The organism is Pseudomonas sp. FIP_A4 (genome assembly GCF_036701605.1).
Taxonomy (GTDB): Bacteria; Pseudomonadota; Gammaproteobacteria; order Pseudomonadales; family Pseudomonadaceae; genus Stutzerimonas; species Stutzerimonas phenolilytica.
The window spans coordinates 374,018-397,480 of the sequence record NZ_JAYDXP010000126.1 but is presented as its reverse complement, the minus strand read 5'-3'; the positions used below and the strand labels follow the sequence as shown (position 1 = coordinate 397,480).

General features: G+C 64.9%; 22 protein-coding genes. 7 read left to right on the top strand and 15 right to left on the bottom strand.

Annotated elements, in window-relative coordinates; all coding sequences use genetic code 11:
* Positions 1 to 54: 54 nt before the first annotated feature.
* Positions 55 to 828, bottom strand: a complete 774-nt coding sequence (locus U8L64_RS15050; RefSeq protein WP_231736811.1) for a thermonuclease family protein — start codon at positions 826 to 828, stop codon at positions 55 to 57.
* Between the two features lie 37 nt (positions 829 to 865).
* On the bottom strand, positions 866 to 1,078 hold the full coding sequence (rpmE, locus tag U8L64_RS15045) for a 50S ribosomal protein L31 (protein WP_008568318.1): 213 nt from the start codon (positions 1,076 to 1,078) through the stop codon (positions 866 to 868).
* Positions 1,079 to 1,251: 173 nt separating this feature from the next.
* Between rpmE and U8L64_RS15040 the strand changes: the two genes are divergently transcribed.
* The 3 genes from U8L64_RS15040 to U8L64_RS15030 all read left to right on the top strand — a co-directional run bounded on the left by U8L64_RS15040 (position 1,252) and on the right by U8L64_RS15030 (position 5,988).
* Complete coding sequence (locus U8L64_RS15040) at positions 1,252 to 3,474, top strand: primosomal protein N' (protein ID WP_234303217.1); 2,223 nt, start codon at positions 1,252 to 1,254, stop codon at positions 3,472 to 3,474.
* 102 nt (positions 3,475 to 3,576) lie between these two features.
* Positions 3,577 to 5,316, top strand: coding sequence for an arginine--tRNA ligase (gene argS, locus U8L64_RS15035; protein WP_043297916.1), 1,740 nt, complete (start codon positions 3,577 to 3,579; stop codon positions 5,314 to 5,316).
* Entirely contained in the window at positions 5,317 to 5,988 is a 672-nt protein-coding gene (locus tag U8L64_RS15030) for an SPOR domain-containing protein (protein WP_043297915.1), read from the top strand.
* A 57-nt stretch (positions 5,989 to 6,045) separates the two neighbouring features.
* Here U8L64_RS15030 and U8L64_RS15025 read toward each other — a convergent pair whose 3' ends face one another.
* From U8L64_RS15025 to trxA, 4 genes are all read right to left on the bottom strand, one after another.
* Positions 6,046 to 7,017: a CDP-6-deoxy-delta-3,4-glucoseen reductase gene (locus U8L64_RS15025; protein ID WP_043297914.1), complete on the bottom strand. Its 972-nt coding sequence runs from the start codon at positions 7,015 to 7,017 to the stop codon at positions 6,046 to 6,048.
* A 75-nt stretch (positions 7,018 to 7,092) separates the two neighbouring features.
* Positions 7,093 to 8,559 (bottom strand): 4-hydroxy-3-polyprenylbenzoate decarboxylase, encoded by a 1,467-nt coding sequence (gene ubiD / locus U8L64_RS15020; protein WP_273526884.1) that lies wholly within the window; start codon positions 8,557 to 8,559, stop codon positions 7,093 to 7,095.
* Between the two features lie 122 nt (positions 8,560 to 8,681).
* Positions 8,682 to 9,941 (bottom strand): transcription termination factor Rho, encoded by a 1,260-nt coding sequence (gene rho, locus U8L64_RS15015; RefSeq protein WP_008568325.1) that lies wholly within the window; start codon positions 9,939 to 9,941, stop codon positions 8,682 to 8,684.
* Positions 9,942 to 10,169: 228 nt separating this feature from the next.
* Positions 10,170 to 10,496: a thioredoxin TrxA gene (trxA, locus tag U8L64_RS15010; protein ID WP_003283463.1), complete on the bottom strand. Its 327-nt coding sequence runs from the start codon at positions 10,494 to 10,496 to the stop codon at positions 10,170 to 10,172.
* 177 nt (positions 10,497 to 10,673) lie between these two features.
* On the opposite strand from trxA, the gene ppx reads away from it, so the two are divergent.
* Complete coding sequence (ppx, locus tag U8L64_RS15005; protein WP_043297911.1) at positions 10,674 to 12,179, top strand: exopolyphosphatase; 1,506 nt, start codon at positions 10,674 to 10,676, stop codon at positions 12,177 to 12,179.
* A 48-nt stretch (positions 12,180 to 12,227) separates the two neighbouring features.
* Here the strand turns inward: ppx and ppk1 are convergent, their stop codons facing one another.
* Positions 12,228 to 14,435, bottom strand: a complete 2,208-nt coding sequence (ppk1, locus tag U8L64_RS15000; RefSeq protein WP_234303212.1) for a polyphosphate kinase 1 — start codon at positions 14,433 to 14,435, stop codon at positions 12,228 to 12,230.
* Positions 14,436 to 14,451: 16 nt separating this feature from the next.
* Entirely contained in the window at positions 14,452 to 15,465 is a 1,014-nt protein-coding gene (gene hemB / locus U8L64_RS14995; protein ID WP_333398156.1) for a porphobilinogen synthase, read from the bottom strand.
* 293 nt (positions 15,466 to 15,758) lie between these two features.
* Between hemB and elbB the strand changes: the two genes are divergently transcribed.
* Together elbB and U8L64_RS14985 are read left to right on the top strand one after the other, a co-directional pair.
* Positions 15,759 to 16,424 (top strand): isoprenoid biosynthesis glyoxalase ElbB, encoded by a 666-nt coding sequence (gene elbB, locus U8L64_RS14990; RefSeq protein ID WP_043297909.1) that lies wholly within the window; start codon positions 15,759 to 15,761, stop codon positions 16,422 to 16,424.
* 141 nt (positions 16,425 to 16,565) lie between these two features.
* Positions 16,566 to 17,030, top strand: coding sequence for a thioesterase family protein (locus U8L64_RS14985; protein ID WP_043297908.1), 465 nt, complete (start codon positions 16,566 to 16,568; stop codon positions 17,028 to 17,030).
* Positions 17,031 to 17,054: 24 nt separating this feature from the next.
* Here U8L64_RS14985 and U8L64_RS14980 read toward each other — a convergent pair whose 3' ends face one another.
* Genes U8L64_RS14980 through U8L64_RS14960 form a run of 5 tightly spaced genes read right to left on the bottom strand, consistent with a single transcriptional unit; the run spans position 17,055 to position 21,460 of the window.
* A complete protein-coding gene (locus U8L64_RS14980; RefSeq protein ID WP_333398198.1) occupies positions 17,055 to 17,510 on the bottom strand; it encodes a YaiI/YqxD family protein in 456 nt (151 codons plus the stop codon).
* Positions 17,511 to 17,521: 11 nt separating this feature from the next.
* The gene (locus tag U8L64_RS14975) at positions 17,522 to 18,154 is read right to left on the bottom strand and encodes a LysE family transporter (RefSeq protein WP_234303210.1); all 633 of its coding nucleotides are present in this window, start codon (positions 18,152 to 18,154) and stop codon (positions 17,522 to 17,524) included.
* Positions 18,155 to 18,200: 46 nt separating this feature from the next.
* Positions 18,201 to 18,962 (bottom strand): TerC family protein, encoded by a 762-nt coding sequence (locus U8L64_RS14970; protein WP_043297906.1) that lies wholly within the window; start codon positions 18,960 to 18,962, stop codon positions 18,201 to 18,203.
* 6 nt (positions 18,963 to 18,968) lie between these two features.
* Positions 18,969 to 19,553, bottom strand: coding sequence for a mechanosensitive ion channel family protein (locus U8L64_RS14965; protein ID WP_333398155.1), 585 nt, complete (start codon positions 19,551 to 19,553; stop codon positions 18,969 to 18,971).
* Positions 19,550 to 21,460, bottom strand: a complete 1,911-nt coding sequence (locus U8L64_RS14960; protein ID WP_333398154.1) for an ATP-binding cassette domain-containing protein — start codon at positions 21,458 to 21,460, stop codon at positions 19,550 to 19,552. Before U8L64_RS14960 ends, U8L64_RS14965 begins: the two co-directional genes overlap by 4 nt.
* 65 nt (positions 21,461 to 21,525) lie before the next feature.
* Here U8L64_RS14960 and U8L64_RS14955 point away from each other — a divergent pair, with 65 nt between their 5' ends.
* Positions 21,526 to 22,005, top strand: coding sequence for a TIGR02444 family protein (locus U8L64_RS14955; protein ID WP_054094440.1), 480 nt, complete (start codon positions 21,526 to 21,528; stop codon positions 22,003 to 22,005).
* Here U8L64_RS14955 and U8L64_RS14950 read toward each other — a convergent pair.
* Together U8L64_RS14950 and U8L64_RS14945 are read right to left on the bottom strand one after the other, a co-directional pair.
* Positions 21,981 to 22,685 carry an AlgP family protein gene (locus U8L64_RS14950; protein ID WP_333398153.1) on the bottom strand — a complete coding sequence of 235 codons (705 nt, stop codon included), beginning with the start codon at positions 22,683 to 22,685 and terminating at the stop codon, positions 21,981 to 21,983. The genes U8L64_RS14955 and U8L64_RS14950 overlap by 25 nt on opposite strands.
* A gap of 110 nt (positions 22,686 to 22,795) precedes the next feature.
* Entirely contained in the window at positions 22,796 to 23,260 is a 465-nt protein-coding gene (locus U8L64_RS14945; RefSeq protein ID WP_043297902.1) for an Rsd/AlgQ family anti-sigma factor, read from the bottom strand.
* Positions 23,261 to 23,463 lie beyond the last annotated feature (203 nt).

The following is a 23,463-nucleotide window of genomic DNA, read 5'->3' as shown; positions in this document are numbered from 1 at the left end:
AGCGCTGACGACTGCGACTTTTAGGGAATAAATGCCAGGCTAAACGGCGTTTTCTCACGGACGAACGACAAGCGCCGCCGGATGAGACAGCCGCATCAGCCAGCGCGCCTGATCGCGGCGCGTCCGCGAGCCACGATCGACCACCCAGCCGCGCGCCTCGATTCGCGCACCTCGCAGCGACGCCTGCACCGCAGCGAACGCTGCGACATCGCGTAGCGGCACGTGCAGCACCAGCGGTCCGTCAAGCTCGATCCACAGCCCCCCGCGGTTGCGCTCGACGCGCTCGACCCGCCCTTCGACCAGAGCGAAGCCGCCGGCGCGAATTTCCCGCGCCTGGCGCAGCAGCGGTCGCTTCCAGAGACCTCGATGCTGTTGGCGCGCCTGCGCCTCGGCAGCACGATGGCAGTCGACCAGTTCGGTATTGGGCGCCACCGCGACGAAGAAGCCGAGCCCCTGCGCCAGCAATGCTGCCTCCAAGTTGTTTCCCTGCGCATCATAAGCATGCGCCAGCACGCGACCGTAGCGATCGCGCGCTTCGCCCCCCATGCGCAGACCGAGCCGGCCGTCACTGGCCTTCACCAGTTGCTGCAGATGGCTACGCGCCGCGTCTGCCAGCGGCTCGGCGGCACGCCCCTTACGCCCCAACTCCGGCGTGTTAAGGCCAATCAGGCGGACGCTGCGGCCGTCGGTCAGGCGCAGGGTATCGCCATCGATGACCTGAGCTACCGCGAACTGGGGCAGGCGCTCCGGTGCCGGACAGAAAGCCTGCACCGACAAGCTGCAGGTGACGGAAACGAAAAAGGCGCCCACCAGGGACGCCTTTTTCATGCACTCGGAGAACTGCATAAGTTCTCGATACGCCAGCTTACTTGGCGCCGAACACACCGAAACGCTGCTTGAAGCGATCGATACGGCCGCCGGTATCCAGTACCTTCTGCTTGCCGGTGTAGAACGGGTGGCATTCGGAGCACACGTCGATGTTCAGGTTCTTGCCCAGCGTGGAGCGAGTCTTGATGACGTTGCCGCAGCTGCAGGTGGCGTCGATTTCGACGTAGTTCGGATGGATATCGGCTTTCATGATGAATCCTCTGGATTGCGTGCCGCCACCCGACCCTATGCCGAGTACCGCACGAATTAGGGCGCGAATGATACCAGAGCATTCGGGTGATGCAAGCGCGGGCCGTGGCCGCCAAAGCAGCGGCGCGCGCGGCGATCGTTTACCATCGGCGCCCGCTCTCCAGGGATTGCCGCGTGCCCACGACCATCCTTCGCCTGGCCCTACCCTCGCCGCTGCGCCGCCTGTTCGACTATCTGCCGCCGGCCGGCTGCGCAATCGCCGCGCTGCAACCGGGGGTGCGCCTGCGCGTGCCCTTCGGCCGGCGCGAGGTGGTGGGCGTACTGGTCGAGCTGTCCGACCACAGTGAAGTGCCGGAGGCGAAGCTCAAGCCGGCACTCGAACTGCTCGACCGCCAGCCGCTGCTGCCGGTCGCATTGTTCCGACTCTGTCTGTGGGCCGCCCAGTATTACCAGCATAGCCTGGGCGACACCTTCAGCTGGGCATTGCCGGCACTGCTGCGTCAGGGCGAGGCGGCGGAAGCGCGGCAGGAGCGTTTCTGGCAGCTGGCCGAAGGCGCCCGCGCCGACGATCCGCGCCTGGCACGCGCGCCGCGCCAGCGTGAAGCGCTCAAGACCATCGCCCAGCACCCGCACGGCGTACCGCACAGCCTGCTCGGCAAGCTGCAGCTGAACCGCGACAGCCTCGAACTGTTGCTGGACAAACGCCTGCTGCGCATCGACAGCCGGCGCCGCAGCCAGTCGCGCAGCCACAGCGGCAGTTGGCTGCTGCAATCGGAGCTGGCACTCAACAGCGAACAGCGCGCGGCCTTCGAGGCCATCCGTGCCGGACTGGGCGGCTTCCAAGCGTTTCTACTCGCCGGCGTTACCGGCAGCGGCAAGACCGAGGTCTATCTGCAGCTGATCCATCAGGTGCTCGCCGCCGGCAAACAGGCACTGGTGCTGATTCCGGAAATCAATCTCGGGCCGCAGACGCTGGCGCGCTTCGAGCAGCGCTTCAACGCCCGCATCGCCCTGCTGCACTCCAGCGTGAACGACCGCGAGCGCCTGGATGCCTGGCTCGCAGCACGCGACGGCGAAGCGGATATCGTCATCGGTACGCGCTCTGCGCTGTTCACGCCGCTGAAGAACCCCGGCCTTATCATCATCGATGAGGAACACGACGCCTCCTATAAACAGCAGGAGGGGCTGCGCTACCACGCCCGCGACCTCGCCCTGCTGCGCGCCCGCCAGGAGAATCTGCCGATCGTGCTCGGCTCGGCCACGCCGTCGCTGGAGAGCCTGCACAACGCCCACGCTGGCCGCTACGCCCTGCTCAAGCTGACCCGTCGCGCCGGTGGCGCCCAGCCACCACGTTTCCTGCGCCTGGACGTCAAGAGCCGCCCACTCGATTCAGGCATCTCCGGCCCGCTGCAGCAGGCGATCGCGCAGACCCTGGCGGCCGGCCAGCAAGTGCTGGTGTTCCTCAACCGCCGCGGCTTCGCCCCCACACTGCTGTGCCACGACTGCGGCTGGCTCAGCCAGTGCCCGCGCTGCGATGCGCGCATGACCCTGCACCAGCGCCACCACGAACTGCGCTGCCACCATTGCGGACATGTCGAACGCCCGCCGAGCAATTGCCCACAGTGCGCCAAGGTCGATCTGCGCCCGGTGGGCGCCGGTACCGAACGCGCCGAGGAGCGGCTCGGCATTCTCTTTCCCGATTACCCGGTGCTGCGCATCGATCGCGACAGCACCGCGCGCAAGGGCGCGATGGAGCAGCTGTTCGGCACCATCAACCGCGGAGAGCCGTGTCTGCTGGTCGGCACACAGATGCTCGCCAAGGGCCACCATTTCCCGCGGGTGACGCTGGTGGCGATCCTGGACGCCGATGGCGGGTTGTTCTCCGCCGATTTTCGCGCCAGCGAACGCATGGCGCAGCTGATCGTCCAGGTCGCCGGACGCGCCGGACGCGCCGAGGAACCCGGGCGCGTGATCATTCAGACCCATCTGGCCGATCATCCGCTGCTCGTGCAGCTCACCGAACAAGGCTATTTCGCTTTCGCCGAGCAGGCGCTTTCCGAGCGGCGCGCCGCCGGTCTGCCACCGTTCAGCCATCTCGCACTGCTGCGGGCCGAAGCGCACCGGCCGGGTCAGGCGGAAGAATTTCTCGAACAGGCCTGCAGTCTGGCCGAACGACTACTGGACGAACTGCAGCTCAGCGGCATCGAGCTGCTCGGCCCGGTGCCCGCACCGATGGAACGCCGCGCCGGACGCTATCGCGCACAGCTGCTGCTGCAAGGTAACAGCCGCGCGCCACTGCACCGCCTGATGAGCGCCTGGCTGGTGCAGCTCGAGCAGCTGCCGGGCGGACGGGCGGTGCGCTGGTCGCTGGATGTCGATCCGATCGATCTTTTCTAGCGGCAGGGGGACGCCGGCGGTGGCTTGCCACCGGTGGCCTGAAGCTTGTCGCTGCTTCTATAATGCCGGGTTTTCGCGCAAGCCCGCCCGACCGAGCCGATCATGAAAGACAGCATTCGCCACCTGATCCAGCAAGCCCTCGACCGCCTGACCGCCGACGGCGTGCTGCCTGCTGGCCTGAGCCCGACGATCCAGGTGGAAAACACCAAGGACAAGAGCCACGGCGACTTCGCCAGCAACATCGCGATGATGCTGGCCAAGCCCGCCGGCCTGAAGCCGCGTGAACTGGCCGAGAAGCTGATCGCCGCGCTGCCGCAGGATGCTCAGGTCAGCAAGGTGGAGATCGCCGGCCCGGGCTTTCTCAACTTCTTCCAGAACACCGCTGCCCTTGCCGAACGCCTTGAGGCGGCCCTGGCCGATCCGCAGCTGGCGGTGCGCAAAGTCGGCGCAGCGCAGCGCGTGGTGATCGATCTGTCGTCGCCGAACCTGGCCAAGGAAATGCACGTCGGCCACCTGCGCTCGACCATCATCGGTGACGCCGTCGCGCGCGTGCTGACCTTCCTCGGCGACGACGTGATCCGGCAGAACCACGTCGGTGACTGGGGCACCCAGTTCGGCATGCTGCTGGCCTATCTGGAGGAGCAGCCGGCGGCCGCCGAAAGCGAGCTGGCCGATCTCGAGCAGTTCTACCGCGCGGCGAAGAAGCGCTTCGACGAATCCGCCGAGTTCGCCGACCGCGCCCGCGAGCTGGTGGTTCGCCTGCAAGCCGGCGATGCCGAGTGCCTGCGTCTGTGGCAGCGCTTCAACGACGTCTCACTGAGCCACTGCCAAGCCGTCTATGACCGCCTCGGCGTCAGCCTGAGTCCGGCCGACGTCAAGGGTGAGAGCGCCTATAACGCCGAGCTGCCGGGCATCGTCGAGGCCCTGCGCGCGAAAGGCCTGCTGACCGAGGACGACGGCGCCCAGTGCGTGTTCCTCGACGAGTTCAAGAATGCCGAGGGCAACCCGCTGCCGGTGATCGTGCAGAAGGCCGGTGGTGGCTACCTCTACGCCACCACCGACCTCGCCGCCATGCGTTATCGCAGCCAGGTGCTACACGCCGATCGCGTGCTGTATTTCGTCGACCAGCGCCAGGCGCTGCATTTTCAGATGGCCTTCGAAGTGGCGCGGCGCGCTGGCTTCGTGCATGACGGCATGCAGCTGGAGCACATGGGCTTCGGCACCATGAACGGTGCCGATGGCCGGCCGTTCAAGACTCGCGACGGCGGCACCGTGAAGCTGATCGATCTGCTGGATGAAGCCGAGCAACGCGCCTATAGCCTGGTGAAGGAGAAGAATCCGGAGCTCGATGAAAGCGAGCTGCGCCAGATCGCCCGTGCCGTGGGTATCAGCGCGGTGAAATACGCCGATCTGTCCAAGCACCGCACCAGCGACTACCGCTTCAACTTCGAGTTGATGCTCAGCTTCGAAGGCAACACCGCGCCTTACCTGCTGTATGCCTACACCCGCGTGGCCAGCGTGTTCCGCAAGCTGGGCAAAGGCATCGACGAAATCACCGGCCGCATCCGACTGGAAGCCGAGCAGGAGCTGGCGCTGGCCGCCCGCCTCGCGCAGTTCGGCGAAGTGCTGAACAATGTTGCCGCCAAAGGCGAACCGCACCAGCTGTGCAGCTACCTCTATGACCTGGCCGGGCTGTTCTCCAGCTTCTACGAACATTGCCCGATCCTCGGCGCCGACGAGCCGGCGCAGAAAGACAGCCGCCTGCGTCTGGCGGCCCTGACCGGAAAAACCCTCAAGCAGGGCCTGGAGCTGCTCGGCCTGGAACCGCTGGAGCGGATGTAAGTGGCTGCGCGCAAGAAGGCCGCCCCCAAGCGCGGCGCCAGTCGCTACCAGGCGCCGACGAAGAAAGCCGTCCCCGGCTGGATCTGGCTCGCCTGTGGACTGGTGATCGGCGGTTTCATCGTCTTCCTGGCCAGCCTGGAGCCGGGCGGCGACGAGGTGAAGCGCAACAAGGAAGCCCCCAAAGCCGCGATCAAGGAGCAGCCCAAGCGCAGCACGGCGGCAAGCGAGCAGCCGAGCAAGCCCAAGTACGACTTCTACACGCTGCTGCCGGAATCGGAAGTGATCCTGCCGCCGGAAACCAAGCAGCCGGAGCCGCCGCCGAGCAAACCGGTGACACCGGCCGAAGCGGCCAAGCTCGACGAAGCGCGCGCCCTGGCCGCCCTCAGCGGTCAGGTTCCGCCGCCGCCACCGACCGTGGCCAAGGCGCCGGTGACGCAGTATTTCCTCCAGGCCGGCTCGTTCCGCCAGCAGGCCGAGGCGGAGAAGGTGCGCGCCCAAATCATCCTGCTCGGCCAGGATGTGCGCGTGGAGAACGTCAAGGTGCGCGACGAACCCTGGTATCGCGTCCTAGTCGGGCCGTACAGCAGCCGTGAACAACTGGGTGCGGCGCAGAAGACTCTGGCCGCCAGCGGCTACAGGAACCTGCTGCTACAACAGCGCCAGGTTCGCTGAAACGAAAAACGCCGGGCTCGACCCGGCGTTTTTCTGCTTGCTTTACTGCGCCGCCGTTCAGGTCTCGCGTGGTGCGTAGGCGAATACATCGGCGCGCATCTGATGCGGATCCATACCGGCCGCCACCAGCGCGTCCAGCGTGCCATAGACCATCGAAGGAGAGCCGCTGGCGTAGACGTGCAGCTCGCCGAGGTCGCTGAAATCCTCACGAATCGCCTCGTGCAGCAGCCCGCAGCGCCCCTCCCAGCCACAGACATCGCTGACCACTCGATGCAGGTGCAGGTTGGCCATGCCCTGCCACTCTTCCCAGTGCGGCAGACGATAGAAGTCTTCCGGTCGCCGCACGCCCCAGTACAGATGCACCGGATGTGCGAAGCCGGCGGCGCGGCAGTATTCGATCAGGCTGTGCATCTGCGCCATGCCGGTACCGGCGGCGACCAGCACCAGCGGGCCGTCCGGTAACTCGGCCAGATGCGTATCGCCGAACGGCAGTTGCACGCGGGCGAAACCCTGGCGGCGCACATGTGCCAGCAGCTCGATCGCCGAATCCTCGCGCGCCAGTACATGCAGCTCTAGCTCACGCCCGCGCCCCGGAGCCGAGGCCAGGGAAAACGCCGACCACTCGCCATCGGCGCGCTGCAGCAGCAGGTACTGCCCGGCGTAGTAACGCGGTTGCTTGCCGGCCGGCAGGCGCAGCAGCAGACGCACCACATCGCCACCCACTTCCTCGTAGCCGCTCAGCTGGCAGCTCAGCTCGCGCACCGGCAGCTCGCCGGGGGCCAGCACGCCGTCCCAGTGCAGCACGCAGTCTTCCAATGGCTCGGCCAGACAGGCAAGCAACTCGCCGTGGTCACGTTCTTCGCCGCTTTGACGCACGCGCCCCTCAACCAGCAGCGAAGCGCAGATATGGCAGTTGCCGTTGCGACAGCTCTGCGGGCACTCGTAGCCCAGGCGCCGCGCGGCGTCGAGAATGCGTTCGCCGGGGACTACGTCGAGAACGGCCCCGGATGGCTGCAAGGTCACTTTCATGTGCACGTCGTTTCTTCAATGAGCGGGTCGCCCCGCCAAGGCCGCGGGCGGGCTCGAGCCCGCCTCTGTGTTATCTCAATCGATGCCCAGCTGCGACCAGAGTTCGTCGACCCGTCGTTTCACCGCCTCGTCCTGCACAATGGCGCGCCCCCATTCGCGGCTGGTTTCGCCCGGCCATTTATGAGTGGCATCCAGGCCCATCTTCGAGCCCAGACCGGAAACCGGCGAGGCGAAGTCCAGGTAGTCGATGGGTGTATTGTCGATCAGCACCGTGTCGCGCTTGGGGTCCATGCGCGTGGTGATCGCCCAGATCACGTCGTTCCAGTCGCGCGCATTGATGTCGTCGTCGGTGACAATCACGAACTTGGTGTACATGAACTGGCGCAGGAAGCTCCACACGCCGAGCATCACCCGCTTGGCGTGGCCGGGATACTGCTTCTTCATGGTCACCACCGCCATGCGGTAGGAGCAACCCTCGGGCGGCAGGTAGAAGTCGACGATCTCCGGGAACTGCTTCTGCAAAATCGGCACGAACACTTCATTCAGCGCCACGCCGAGGACGGCCGGCTCATCCGGCGGACGGCCGGTGTAGGTGCTGTGGTAGATCGGATCGCGGCGATGGGTGATGCGCTCAACGGTGAACACCGGGAAGCGATCCACCTCGTTGTAATAGCCGGTGTGGTCGCCGTACGGCCCTTCGTCGGCCATTTCACCCGGATAGATGTGCCCTTCGAGCACGATCTCGGCATAGGCCGGCACCTGCAGGTCCGAGCCGATGGCTTTGACCAGCTCGGTGCGCGAGCCGCGCAGCAGGCCGGCGAATGCATATTCGGAGAGGGTGTCGGGCACCGGGGTCACCGCGCCGAGGATGGTCGCCGGGTCCGCGCCCAGCGCCACCGCCACCGGATACGGACGGCCGGGGTACTTCTCGCACCATTCGCGGTAATCCAGCGCGCCGCCACGATGGCTGAGCCAACGCATGATCACCTTGTTGCGGCCGATGACCTGCTGGCGGTAGATGCCGAGGTTCTGCCGCTCCTTGTTCGGGCCTTTGGTGATGGTCAGCCCCCAGGTGATCAGCGGCGCGGCATCGCCCGGCCAGCAGTGCTGCACCGGAATCTTCGCCAGGTCGACGTCGTCGCCTTCGAGCACCACTTCCTGGCAGGGCGCATCTTTGAGCACCTTGGGCGCCATGCTGATGACCTTCTTGAAGATCGGCAGCTTGCTCCAGGCGTCCTTGAGCCCTTTTGGCGGCTCCGGCTCCTTGAGGTAGGCCAGCAGCTTGCCGATCTCGCGCAGCTCACCCACCGCCTCGGCGCCCATGCCCAGCGCAACGCGCTGCGGGGTGCCGAACAGGTTGCCGAGTACCGGCATGTCGAAACCCGTCGGGTTCTCGAACAGCAGCGCCGGGCCCTGCTTGCGCAGGGTACGGTCGCAGATCTCGGTCATTTCCAGAACGGGAGACACGGCCGTCGTGACGCGCTTGAGTTCACCGCGTTGTTCCAGGCCGCTGATAAAGTCGCGCAGATCGCGATACTGCATGCTTGAGCCTCGCATGGGCCGGCAGGTCGGGGCGCAAAGTTTAGCGCTCGCGTCGGGTTTTCCAAAACCTGCAGATAGACGAAGGCCGGGTTTCCCCGGCCTTGTTGGCAACGACGTGATGCTTACTTGCGCTTCATGGACATGAAGAATTCGTCGTTGGTCTTAGTGTCCTTGAGCTTGTCGAGCAGGAACTCGATGGCAGCAATCTCGTCCATCGGATGCAGCAGCTTGCGCAGGATCCACATGCGCTGCAGCTCGTCCTCGCTGGTCAGCAGCTCTTCGCGACGAGTACCAGACTTGTTGATGTTAATCGCCGGGAACACGCGCTTCTCGGCGATACGGCGATCCAGCTGCAGCTCCAGGTTCCCGGTGCCTTTGAATTCCTCGTAAATCACTTCGTCCATCTTCGAGCCGGTTTCCACCAGCGCGGTGGCGAGGATAGTCAGGCTGCCGCCCTCCTCGATGTTGCGCGCCGCGCCGAAGAAGCGCTTGGGCTTTTCCAGCGCGTGGGCGTCGACACCACCAGTCAGCACCTTGCCGGAGCTCGGGATCACGGTGTTGTAGGCACGCGCCAGACGGGTGATGGAGTCGAGCAGGATGACTACGTCCTTCTTGTGCTCGACCAAGCGCTTGGCCTTCTCGATGACCATTTCGGCAACCTGCACGTGACGGGTCGGCGGCTCGTCGAAGGTGGAGGCGACCACTTCGCCGCGCACGGTGCGCTGCATCTCGGTCACTTCTTCCGGGCGCTCGTCGATCAGCAGGACGATCAGATGGCAGTCGGGGTTGTTGCGGGTGATGTTGCTGGCGATGTTCTGCAGCATGATGGTCTTGCCCGCTTTCGGCGGGGCGACGATCAGGCCGCGCTGGCCTTTGCCAATTGGTGCAGTCAGATCGATGACGCGACCAGTGAGGTCCTCGGTGGAGCCGTTGCCAGCCTCCATCTTCAGCCGTTCGTTGGGGAACAGCGGAGTAAGGTTCTCGAAGAGGATCTTGTTCTTCGCGTTTTCCGGTCGGTCGTAGTTGATCGAGTCGACCTTGAGCAGGGCGAAGTAGCGCTCGCCCTCCTTCGGCGGACGGATCTTGCCGACGATGGTGTCGCCGGTACGCAGGTTGAAGCGGCGGATCTGGCTCGGCGAGACGTAGATGTCGTCCGGGCCGGCCAAGTACGACGAATCCGCAGAGCGCAGGAAACCGAAACCGTCCTGGAGAATCTCCAGCACGCCGTCACCGGAGATCTCCTCGCCGCCTTTGGCGTGCTTCTTGAGCAGGGAGAAAATCACGTCCTGCTTGCGCGAACGGGCCATGTTTTCGATGCCCATCTGTTCGGCCATTTCCAGCAGTTCGGTGATGGGCTTTTGCTTGAGTTCGGTCAGATTCATAGAAAGAGATCAGGAAGGATGTAGACAGCGATTAGCTTGAGAAGCCGCGCAGCAGGAGACGAACAGGTTCGTGGTGCTTTGAGAGGCTGATGTGCGTCGGCGACGGCATGCAGAGGGCGACCGAAGGAATGATCGCGTGGCCGAATTTAGCACCGCATCAACGTAGCGTCCACCCTGGAATGCAAAAAGCCCCCGCGGATGCGAGGGCTTTGCGTGTAGCGAGAAGGCTCAGATATTGCTATCGAGGAACGCCGCCAGCTGCGATTTCGACAGGGCGCCGACCTTGGTGGCCTCGACGTTGCCGTTCTTGAACAGCATCAGCGTCGGGATACCACGCACGCCGTACTTGGGCGGAGTCTCCTGGTTTTCATCGATGTTCAGCTTGCAGACCTTGAGGCGGCCTTCGTAATCCTTGGCGATCTCGTCGAGTACCGGGGCAATCATCTTGCACGGCCCGCACCACTCGGCCCAATAGTCGACCAGCACGGGGCCGTCCGCCTGGAGAACGTCCTGCTCGAAGCTGCTGTCGCTGACATTGTTGATGTATTCGCTCATGGATAGTCTCCAGGGTCTGAACGGAAAGTGGCCGACATGATAGCCCGCCTTCCGGCTGACCGAAAGCCGCAGGCGGCCGGCGGGCACGCCCGGTGTCTGCGCCTGCGTCAGCGCCTCACGTTGGCGGATGAATGTCGATCGTGTCACGATGTCGAGGTTCTGCATCGAGACCAGCCCATGCGCAAGACCGCTCCCGAATCCTATCCCCTGATCGCCGCCCTCGATCTGGGCTCGAACAGTTTCCACATGGTGCTGGCACGTACCAACAATGGCGAGATGCGCATCCTCGAACGTCTCGGCGAGAAGGTGCAGCTGGCTGCGGGCATCGATGAGACCACCCGCCTGCTCGACGAAGCCGCCATGCAGCGCGGCCTCGACTGCCTGCGGCGCTTTGCGCAACTGGTCAACCACCTGCCGCAAGGCGCCGTGCGTGTGGTCGGTACGAACGCGCTGCGCGAGGCACGCAATCGCGCCGAGTTCATTCGCCGCGCGGAGGAAATCGTCAACCACCAGGTCGAGGTCGTCTCCGGTCGGGAGGAAGCGCGCCTGATCTACCTCGGCGTCTCGCATACCTTCCCCGGTCGCGCCGGCCGGCGTCTGGTCGCCGATATCGGCGGCGGCAGCACGGAATTCATCATCGGCGAGCATTTCGAATCGCAGCTGCGCGAAAGCCTGCAGATGGGCTGCGTCAGCTATACCCAGCGTTTCTTCCGCGACGGCAAGATCACCCCGGCGCGCTATGCGCAAGCCTATACCGCCGCGCGCGTGGAGCTGATGGGGATCGAACATGCGCTGCGCCGGCTGGGCTGGCAGGAATCGATCGGCGCATCGGGCACGATTCGCGCGGTCGGCCAGGCGATCAAGGGCGGCGGCTACAGCAATGGCGAGGTCACGGCCGAGGGCATCGGCTGGCTGAAGCGCCGGCTGTTCAAGCTCGGCGATGTCGAGCGCATCGACATGGACGGCATCAAGCCGGATCGACGTGGTGTATTCCCGGCCGGACTGGCGATCCTCGAGGCGATCTTCGATGCGCTCGAACTGGACAGCATGACCCACTCCGAAGGCGCTCTGCGCGAGGGCGTGCTCTACGATCTGCTCGGCCGCCACCATCGCGAGGACGTGCGCGATCGGACTCTGAGCTTCCTCATGGAGCGCTATCACGTCGACACCGAACACGCCGCGCGCGTGGAAGCCAAGGCACTGGAGGCCTTCGATCAGGTGGCCGAGAGCTGGGGGCTGGACGACGAGTGGCTGCGCGAATTGCTGGGCTGGGCGGCGCGCATCCATGAGGTCGGACTGGATATCGCGCACTATCACTACCACAAGCACGGCGCCTATCTGATCGAGCACTCCGACCTGCCCGGCTTCTCGCGCCAGGATCAGCAGATGCTTGCGCTGCTGGTGCGCGGCCACCGCCGCAACATTCCCAAGCAGAAGTTCGAGGAATTGTCCGAGGAAGGCGTCAAGCTGACGCGCCTGTGCGTGCTGCTGCGCTTCGCCATCCTCTTCCACCATATCCGCGGCGCGCAGCAGGCGCCGGCCTACCGCTTGAGTGTCGATGGCGACAGCCTGGACGTGGTATTCGCCGATGGCTGGCTGCAGGACAACCCGCTCACGGAGGCCGATTTCGCCCTCGAAGCCGAATGGCTCAAGCGCATCGGCTTCACCCTCAGCGTCCGCTGAGCGATCACGGCGCCAGCGCAACCCGGCTGGCGCCGCACATCCCTCGTACTAGCGCGAGTTAGGGTTGCTCAGCCGCTCGAGCAACGCGTACTGCGCATTGCGCGGATTCTGGTTGCCGCTCGGGCTGTTGCGCACGTAGCTGCCATCGGGCTGCAGAATCCAGCTCTGGGTGTTGTCGGTGAGGAAGGCTTCGAGCTCCTTCTTCACACGCGTAACCAGCTTCTTGCCTTCGACCGGGAAGCAGGTTTCCACCCGCCGATCCAGGTTGCGCTCCATCCAGTCAGCACTCGAGAGATAGAGCTTCTCGTCGCCGTCGTTATGGAAATAGAACACCCGGCTGTGCTCGAGGAATCGGCCGATGATCGAGCGCACCTGAATGTTGTGCGAAACCCCGGCGATACCCGGCCGCAGGCAGCACATGCCGCGCACCACCAGGTCGATGCGCACACCGGTCTGGCTGGCCTTGTACAGCGCCTTGATCATCCGCGGATCGGTCAGTGAGTTGACCTTGAGGATGATGTGCGCCGGCTTGCCTTCGCTGGCGTGCTGGGTTTCCTGCGCGATGAGATCGAGCAGCGCCTTCTTCAGGGTGAACGGTGCGTGCAGCAGTTTCTTCATGCGCATGGTCTTGCCCATGCCGATCAGCTGACTGAACAGTTTGGAGACGTCCTCGCAAAGCGCATCGTCCGAGGTCAGCAGGCTGTAATCGGTATACAGACGGGCGTTGCCGGCGTGGTAGTTGCCGGTTCCAAGGTGCGCGTAGCGGCACAGCTCGCCGTTCTCGCGGCGCAGGATCAGCATCATCTTGGCGTGGGTCTTGTAGCCCACCACGCCGTAGATCACCACCGCGCCAGCCTGCTGCAGCCGGCTGGCGAGCTGCAGGTTGGACTCCTCATCGAACCGCGCGCGCAGCTCGATCACCGCGGTGACCTCCTTGCCGTTGCGCGCCGCTTCGACCAGTGCGTCGACGATCTCGGAGTTGGCGCCCGAGCGATACAGCGTCTGTTTCACGGCCAGCACCGACGGATCCTTGGCCGCTTCGCGCAACAGATCGATCACCGGCGTGAACGACTCGAACGGGTGCATCAGCAGAATGTCCTGCTTACGCACCACGTTGAAGATGTTGCCGCTGTTCTGCAGCAACTTGGGGATCGTCGGGGTGAACGGCAAATATTGCAGCTCCGGATGGCTATCCAGACCGGTGATGCTGAACAGCCGGGTCAGGTTCACCGGGCCATTGACCCGGTACAACTCGCTCTCGCCGAGGCTGAACTGCTTGAGCAGGAAATCGGCCAGGTGCTGCGGACAGGTGTCGGCCACCTCCAACCGCACCGCATCGCCGTAGCGGCGAGACATCAGCTCGCCGCGCAGCGCGCGGGCGAGATCCTCGACGTCCTCGGTATCCACGGACAGATCGGCGTTGCGGGTCAGGCGGAACTGGTAGCAGCCCTTGACGCGCATGCCGTGGAACAGGTCGTCAGCATGCGCGTGAATCATCGAGGAGAGGAATACGAAGTTGTCGCCCGTACCGCCGACGTCTTCCGGCACGCGGATCACCCGCGGCAGCAGACGCGGCGCCGGGATGATCGCCAGGCCCGAATCGCGGCCGAACGCATCGATGCCTTCGAGCTCGACGATGAAGTTCAGGCTCTTGTTCACCAGCAGCGGGAACGGGTGAGTCGGATCGAGGCCGATCGGCGTGACGATCGGCGCGATCTCGTCGCGGAAGTAGCGACGCACCCAGGTCTTGATCTTGGTGGTCCAGTGACGGCGGCGAATGAAGCGGATGCCGTGCTCGGCCAGCGCCGGCAGCAGCACCTCGTTGAGAATCGCGTACTGCCGATCCACCTGAACGTGCACCAGCTCGGAGATGCGCGCCAACGCCTGATGGGGCTGCAAGCCGTCGGCACCGGCCTGCTCGCGGGCAAAGGCCACCTGCTTCTTCAGGCCGGCGACGCGGATCTCGAAGAATTCATCCAGATTGCTGGAGAAAATCAGCAGGAACTTCAGCCGCTCCAGCAGCGGATTGGACTCGTCCAGCGCCTGTTCCAGCACGCGGATGTTGAACTGCAGCTGCGACAGCTCGCGATGGATATACAGACTGCTGTCGTCGAGGTTCGGCACCGGCACCGTGACCGGCACCGGCAATGGCAGCGGTGCTTCGACCACGGGGACCTCAGCCACCGCCTCGGCCAGCGGCTGAACCTCTTCGATGGCGGTGTGCAATTCCGTTTCGCTGAGTCCTTGATTGGTCATGCAATGCCTCGCGGGCCTACTGGCCCCGTTTCAATTGTTGTGCGGCCTGTTTGGCGAAGTAGGTGAGAATGCCATCGGCCCCGGCACGCTTGAAGCCGACCAAAGACTCAAGAATGACCGCCTCGCTCAGCCAGCCGTTCTGGATCGCCGCCATGTGCATGGCGTATTCGCCACTGACCTGATAGACGAAGGTCGGCGCCTTGAACGCCTCCTTGACCCGCCAGACGATGTCCAGATACGGCTGCCCCGGTTTGACCATCACCATGTCGGCGCCTTCGGCCAGATCCGCGCCCACTTCGTGCAACGCCTCGTCGCCGTTGGCCGGGTCCATCTGGTAGGTGTTCTTGCTGCCCTTGCCGAGGTTTGCCGCCGAGCCCACCGCATCGCGGAACGGGCCGTAGTAGGCACTGGCGTACTTGGCCGAATAGGCCATGATGCGCACGTTGTGGTGCTCGGCCACTTCCAGCGCCTCGCGGATCGCCTGGATGCGGCCATCCATCATGTCAGACGGCGCGACCACCTGAGCACCGGCCTCGGCATGGGAGAGCGCCTGCTTGACCAGCGCATCGACGGTGACGTCGTTCTGTACGTAGCCGTTGTCGTCGAGGATGCCGTCCTGGCCGTGAGTGGTGAACGGATCGAGGGCGACGTCGGTGATGATGCCCAGCTCCGGGAAGCGCGCACGCAGCGCGCGCGTGGCACGCTGGGCAATACCGTCCGGATTCCAGGCTTCGGCGGCATCCAGGGATTTCTTCTCCAGCGGCGTCACCGGGAACAGCGCCAGTGCCGGAATGCCCAGCGCCACCAGCTCCTCGGCCTCCTCGAGCAGCAGGTCGATGGACAGCCGCTCGACGCCGGGCATCGATGGCACCGCCTCGCGACGGTTCTCGCCATCGAGGACGAACACCGGCAGGATCAGGTCGTCCACGGTCAGCACGTTCTCGCGTACCAGGCGACGGGAAAAATCGTCGCGACGATTGCGCCGCAGGCGAGTGGCAGGAAACAAGCGATTGGCCGGAACGAGACTCACGGACGAACTCCTGGCCCGCAGAACGGGCGAATATGACGGTTATAGGCCAACCCGATGACAGCTTGATGACAGGCAGGCCAAAAGATATCCGGACCATTGTCGCCAGCCACGGCGCCGACTGCCAGTGCTTTGCACCGCCGCGAATCGCCGCGCAGGCGCAACGTAGAGCGTACTGAACACCAGGACGGCGCCGGCATCAAAGCTGACAGAAGGGCTTACCTGCGATCCGTTCGCGTTTTAGCATCAGCGCATGCGCAGGCCCGCTCGGCCGTGTCTAGACCAGGAGTATCGCTATGAACAAGAAAGTCGCCGTGATCCTTTCCGGCTGTGGCGTCTACGACGGCTCGGAAATCTACGAAAGCGTGATCACCCTGCTGCGCCTCGACCAGCGCGGCGCGAAGGTGCAGTGCTTCGCACCGAACGTGCCGCAGCTGCATGTGATCAACCACCTCACCGGCGAAGAGATGCCCGAGTCGCGCAACGTGCTCACCGAATCGGCGCGCCTGGCGCGTGGCCAGATCAAGGACCTGCGCGAGGCCCGCGCCGAGGATTTCGACGCCCTGATCTTGCCCGGCGGCTTCGGCGCGGCGAAGAACCTGTCGACCTTTGCTACCGAAGGCGCGGCCGCGAAGGTACTGCCGGAGGTGCTGGCGCTGGCCCAGGCGTTCGCCCAAGCCGGCAAGCCGGTCGGCCTGATGTGCATCGCTCCGACTATGGCGGCACAGATCTTCGGTGCCGGCGTGGTCTGCACCCTGGGCAGTGATGACGCCGACGCCGCCCGCGCGGTGGTCACGATGGGCGCCGAGCACCAGGCATGCGAAGTCGGCGACATCGTCGAAGACCCGCGCCACAATCTGGTCACCACGCCGGCCTACATGCTCGCCCAATCGATCAGCGAGGCCGCCGCCGGCATCTACAAACTGGTCGACCGCGTGCTTGAACTGGCCAGCGAGGACTGACAGCCATCGCCAGAAAGTCCCGGGGCAACCCGGGATTTTTTTGCGTGAAACTCGCCAAACCCGCGGGCACTCGCGCCGTCGCTCTGTTCAGCTTGGCGCCCGTGAGGCAGCGTTGTCACTCGTCCACGCAGGAAACCGATCATGCACGAAGACACGCTGCTTGCCGAACAGGCTCAGGCGGTTCGCGAGATGTTCGAGCGAATCCCCTTCAATCAAGCCCTCGGCATCGAACTGGACGAAATCTCGACCTCACGCGTGGTCATGCACCTGTCGATGAAGCCCGAGCTGGTCGGCAACTTCGTCCACGGCATCCTGCATGGCGGCGTCATTGCCTCGCTGCTGGATGTTGCCGGCGGCGCCACGGCGATGCTCGGCGTGTTCGACCGGCACCGGCATCTCACCGAGCATGAACGTGCGACGCGCCTGGCGCGGCTCGGCACCATCGACCTGCGCATCGATTACCTGCGCCCCGGACGCGGCAAACGCTTCAGCGCCAGCGCGGTGCCGTTGCGCGCAGGCAACAAGGTGGCGGTCGTACGCTCGGAACTACACAACGAGGAAGGCGTGCTGGTCGCGGTAGGAACCGGAACCTATCTGTGCGGCTGAGGCGCAGGGCAGATGCCGCCCGCCCTACTGGTGCCGCATCAGCTGCGTCAGCAGCCGATCCAGGGCATTGGCGAACGCCTGGCGCTCGCGCTCGCCATAGGCGGCCTGACCGCCGCCGACCTGGCCCTGCTCGCGCAGATCGGTGAACAGGTTGCGCACCGCCAGGCGCTCGCCCATGTTGCGCTCATCGAACTCGCGCCCGCGCGGATCGAGCGCGACCACGCCCTTCTTCACCAGACGATCGGCCAGCGGCACGTCGCTGCAGATCACCAGATCGCCCGGAACGGCATGCTCGACCAGATAGTCGTCAGCCGCATCCGGACCGCTCGGCACCACGACCAGCCGGACACAGGCGAACGCCGGTTTCACCTGGCTCTGCCCGGCTACCAGCCACACCTCGAAGCCGCGCTTCAGGGCGAACTTGACCACCTGATCCTTGGCGGCACGCGGGCAGGCGTCGGCGTCGATCCAGACGCGCATTCGCTGCGTGCTCACGTGGCGGCGCGCCTGACGGTCGCCAGCAACGCGGCCGCACCGGCAAACATGACGGCAAAGCTGCGATTGACCAGCCGCTGTTGGTGCGGCGTACGCAGCAGGCGCAGCACCCGGGCAGCCAGGCCGGTATAACCGGCCATGACAATGAGATCGACCGCCACCATCGTCGCGGCCATTTCCGTGTACTGCAGCACCAGCGGTCGCTGCGGATCGAGGAACTGCGGCAGCACTGCGAGAATGAACACGATTGCCTTGGGATTACTGGCATTCACCAGGAAGCCGCGCAGCACCAGGCTTAGCGGCCGCCCGATCGGCCGCGGCGCAGCGGAATCGTCCAGCGCTTCGGGTTGCGCCTGCCATTGCTTGAATGCCAGCCACAGCAGGTAGCCGACGCCAAACCACTTGATCAGGCCGAACGCCAGTTCCGAGGTCGCCAGCACCGCGCCGACACCGGCGGCGACGATGGCGATCTGCAGGACCAGCGCCAGCTGCAGGCCGATGGCATTCCAGTAGCCGCGCCAGAAGCCGTACTGCAGCCCGCAGGACATCGAGGCGATCGCCCCCGCACCAGGCGACAGGCTGATCACCCAGCAGGCGACGAAGAAGGCAAGCCAGGTTTCAAGCGTCATGTTCCATCTCCTGGTGAACGAAGGTCGGGCGCTGCGAGGCCGGCGATCAGTCCGGCACGTCCTTACCCAGTTTCACCGGCTCCTTGAGCTTGCGCCCCATCGCCTTGCGCATACGGATGTTCAGCGCTTCGACGCCCAGCGAGAAGGCCATCGCAAAGTAGACATAGCCCTTGGGTACATGCACACCGAAGGCTTCGGCAATCAGCAGGGTGCCGACCACGATGAGGAACGACAGCGCCAGGATCTTCAGGGTCGGGTGCTTCTCGATGAAATCGCTGATGGTGCCTGCCGACATCATCATGACCAGCACCGCGATGACGATGGCCGCGACCATCACCGGCACGTTCTGCACCAGGCCCACCGCAGTGATCACCGAGTCCAGCGAGAAGACGATATCGATCACCGCAATCTGCAGGATGATGCCAAGGAAGCCGGCCTTCACCGCGCCGCCGGCACCGTGCTGTTCTTCTTCCTCACCTTCGACGCTGTGCCAGATTTCCATGGTGCTCTTGAACAACAGGAACAGACCGCCGAAGAACAGGATCAGGTCGCGTCCGGAGACGCCCTGCTCCCAGACGGTGAACAGGTCGTCGGTCAGGCGCATGACCCACGCAATCGACAATAGCAGCAAGATCCGCGTACCCATCGCCAGCGCCAGACCGAAGAAGCGCGCCTTCGGTTGCTGCGCCTTGGGCAGCCGGCTGACGAGGATCGAGATGAAGATGATGTTGTCGATGCCGAGGACGATTTCCAAGGCGGTCAGGGTTAGAAATGCGACCCAGATTTCCGGGTTGCTCAGCCATTCCATAAGGGTTTACTTCTCGTTGGGGGGTTGTGGGGTGAACTGCAGTTCGCTGCCGCGCCAGCGGCGCACGGCTTTCTGGAAAAACAAGCTGTTGGGCACCTGAACGATGGCACCGGTTCCACTCTCGGCGCTCTCCTCGAGGGTGGTGTAGAGCAGATTGATATCGCTCACGCGGCCTTTGACGATGGGCTTGTCGAACGCCTCGACGATCTCCACCACATCACCAAGCCGAAACGGCCCGACGGTAAGAATCAGCACCGCGCAGAGCAGGTTGGACAGCACGCTCCAGATCGCGAAGAAGGCCACGGCCGCCACCGCGACGAAGCCGGAAATCGCCGTCCACAGTACGGTAGCGGATACGCCGAGGCGCTCCAGAACCATGATCAGCGCACCACCCATGATGAACCAGCGGATGCCGCCACGCACCGGCAGCAGCAACTCCGGCGGTAGCGGATAGCGACTGCCCAGGCGGGTCAGACCGCGCGCCACCAGGCGCTGCAGCACGTAGGCCACCAGCAGGATCAACAGCACCTGCAGGCCAAGCAGCAGCGGTTCGCGCCACGGGCCGAAGAGGGTCAACAGGCGCTCGTTCATGCGCTGGCCTCCAGCTGCGCCTGCAGGCGCTCGAGGGTTTCCAGCGCTTCCAGCCAGGCCTCCTCCAGTTCGCCTTCGCGCACCTTCAGCTCAGCCTGACGCGCCAGCAGCTCGCGCAGCTCGTCCTTGCGCGCCGCCTCGTAGAGCGCCGGGTCGCCGAGTCGATCTTCCAGCTCGGCCAGCTTCTCGTGCACGCCGCCAAGGTCCTTCTCCAGCTTGTCGGCGTGCCGCTTGTGCGGTGCCAGCTGCTGGCGCAGCGCAGCGGCGGCCTGGCGCTGGGCGCGGCGGTCGGTCTTATCCGGCGCGCCGTCGTTGACCGTCGTGGGCTGCTGGCGCGCGCGGTAATCCACCAGCCAGCGTGCGTAATCCTCCAGATCGCCGTCGAAGGACTGCACCTGACCGTCGGCCACCAGCAGAAACTCGTCGGTGGTGCTCTTGAGCAGATGGCGGTCGTGGGAAACCACCAGCACCGCGCCTTCGAACTCCTGCAGAGCCAGGGTCAGCGCCAGGCGCATTTCCAGATCGAGATGGTTGGTCGGTTCGTCGAGCAGCAGCAGGTTCGGCTTGCCCCAGGCGATCAGTGCCAGCGCCAGTCGTGCCTTCTCGCCGCCGGAAAAATTCAGCACCGGCTCATCACAGCGCTCGCCACGAAAATCGAATCCACCGAGGAAGTCGCGCAGGGTCTGCTCGCGCTCGCCGGGTGCGATGCGCTGCAGATGCAACAGCGGGCTGGCCTTGGGGTCGAGCGCATCCAGCTGATGCTGGGCGAAATAGCCGATCACCAGATTCTCGCCGCGCTGCAGGCGGCCGGCGATCGGGCTGAGCTCGTTGGCCAGGGTCTTGATCAGCGTCGACTTGCCCGCACCGTTCGGTCCCAGCAGGCCGATCCGTGCACCGGGCACCAGCTGCAGCTTGACCTTGTCCAGCACGGTCTTGTCGCCGTAGCCGAGCCGGCCTTCAGCCAGATCGAGCAGCGGGCTTGACACCTTGTCGGCCTCGCGAAAGCTGAAATCGAACGGCGAATCGACATGGGCCGGCGCCAACTCCTCGAGGCGCTCCAGCGCCTTGATCCGGCTCTGCGCCTGACGTGCCTTGGTCGCCTTTGCCTTGAAGCGACGGATGAAGCTCTCCATGTGCGCGCGCTGCGCCTGCTGTTTCTCGTACGCCTGCTGCTGTTGCGCCAGGCGCTCGGCACGGGTGCGCTCGAAGGCCGAGTAGCCGCCGCGATAGAGCGTCAGCGTACGCTGTTCGAGATGAATGACGTGATCGACCACCGCATCGAGGAAATCGCGGTCGTGGGAAATCAGCAGCAGCGTGCCCGGATAGTTCTTCAGCCAGTCCTCCAGCCAGAGGATCGCATCGAGATCGAGGTGGTTGGTCGGTTCGTCCAGCAGCAGCAGCTCGGACGGACACATCAGCGCCTGCGCCAGGTTCAGGCGCATGCGCCAGCCACCGGAGAAGCTGCCGACCGGCAGGGCCATCTGCGCGTGGGAAAAGCCCAGTCCGGCGAGCAGCTTGCGCGCGCGCGCATCGGCGCTGTAGCCGTCGGCGTTGTCCAGCTCGGTGTGCAGGCGCGCCAGCGCGTTGCCGTCGTGCGCCTGCTCGGCCACGGCCAGATCACGCTGGATGCGCCGCAACTCGACGTCGCCATCGAGCACATAATCCACCGCCAGCCGATCGAGCGTCTCGATTTCCTGACGCATATGGGCGATGCGCCAGTCCGGCGGCAGCTGGCAGTCGCCGCCGTCCGGCACCAGCTCGCCGCGCAGCAACGCGAACAGGGTGGATTTGCCGGCACCGTTGGCGCCCACCAGACCGGCCTTCTGGCCAGGATGCAGGGTCAGCTCGGCGCCTTCCAGCAGACGCTGGGGGCCGCGCTGTAGAGTGAGGTTCTGAAGTCGGATCATAATGGCGGCGGAGTTTATCAGCTCGCCCGAAATGCGGTCGGGCGCCGACAAAAAAAACCGAGCCCATGCCTACCGCCGATCTCTGGTCTTTCGCTCTCGCCTGCTATGCCCGACCCGGCGTGGAGTCCGCCTGTCTGGAACTGCAAGCGCAAGGTGCCGACGTCTGCCTGCTGTTGTGTGGCGCCTGGCTGGAGGTGCGCGGCAGCGCATCCGATCCAGTGCGCTTGGGACAACTCATGGCAATCGCCACACCCTTGCAGCAACATCTCCACTCTCTGCGCCAGCTGCGTCAGCAATGGCGCGCGGCCGCGCAGCAGGATGCGGCGCTGAATCGGCTACGCGAACAGCTCAAATCGCTGGAATTGCAAGGAGAACGCGTCCTGCTGGAACGCCTAGAACATTGCTGTGACACCTGGCCGACGGGCGCTGAGCAGGCGCATTGGCTGGAAGCGCTGCTGCCCGTGGACAGCGAAAGCAGTCGCGCAGCCCTGGCGGTGCTGCGCGACGCGGCGCGGCGGACTCAGCTGGCGCTGCGCGGCGCCTGAGTGGTGGCGCCGCTGGACTTGGCCGGCTTGCGCGCCACCGGCTTCTGGGCAGCCGGCTTCGGCGTGGCAACCGGCTTGCTCGCGGCCGGTCTGCTGCGCGCGGGTTTGGCCGCCGGCGTAGCCGCTTGCGGCTCGACCTTGGCGGCAGGCTTGCTCGCCGGCGCCTTCGCCGTACGCGCCCCGGCGGTGGCCGGCTTGGGGGTGGTAGCCGAGGCACGACTGCTGCGAGCTGCCGGCTTGGGCGCACTGGCGCTCTTCGATGCCGTCTCCGCAGATGAACTGCGCGTCTGCAACGCCTGCGCGGCGGAGTCACCCACCTGACGCACGCCCTGCGCCAGATGCAGGCTCTGAGCGATGTCGCGCTTGAGTTCGGCAATGTAACCGAGCATCTCGCTCTGGCGCGCTTGCAGCAACGCCATCAGCTCCTCCAGCTCGTCGATGCGCGCGCGCGCCTTACCCTGGGCTTTGGCGCGACCAGCGCGACCGGCTTCATCCAGTCGCGTACGGGCCTTCGCCAACCGTTCCTGGGTCTTGCCGCGCTGCTTCTCCAGCTTGCCCAGCGTACTTTCGGCATCCTGCAGTGCCAGCTGGCAGGCCTTGTCCAAGTGGTCGACGAGGGTGTTCGCCAATTGCTCAAGCAGATGCAGCGGGGTGTTAACCGACTTCTTCTTTGCGGGCATGAAGGTGCCTCCTGGCGGGTTCGATGCAGCCATACTAGACGCGCGCCAAGCCGCCCGCCAGAGGGCCTGTCAGGCCCGCCGGCGCGGTGAACGGAACGTGATCCAGAGGCTCAGGCCGTGACGGCAACCTGCTTGTGCGCGGTGTGCAGCACTTCGATCAGGCAGTCTTCCAGCTCGAAGCGCTCATGCAACAGCTGGCCCAGCTGTCGGAGCTCGTCACCCAATCCAGGGCTGCCGAGGCAGTCACCCTTTTCGCAGCGATCGTTGAAGGCGAGCGACACCTGGGTGATGACTTCGATGCGCGGGTAGATCTGCTTGGCCAATTCGATGCCGCGCGCGTCGCCGAAGGCCTTGGCCTCGGCAAGCAGCTGTTCGTATATCTCGAAGTGGCCGGCGGACACGTAGTCAACCAGCAGTTGGCAGAATCTCTGCAGGGCCTGGCGTGTCGCGGAATCGCTTTCCACATGCAGCCCGTCGAATGCGTCGACCAGCGCATGACGCTCCTGCAGCCAACGGTCGATCAGCAGATGCACACCACCCCAGCGTTCCTGGGCGTTCCGACAGCTCTCGAGCATGATGACCTCACTTCCCTAATCGAAATACTTTTTCGCCTTTCCGAGACGTTTTTTTGTCTTTCGGTATCGGCCTTGGGTGAGTGGCGGTGCAAACGGCGAATTTCCGTCACCGCACGAGCAGACTATGCTGCCGCGCAGCAGGCTTCAAGCAATGCCGGCGTTTTTTCCGCCCGCCTGTCCCCTGCATTCTGGCTGCCGGTGAG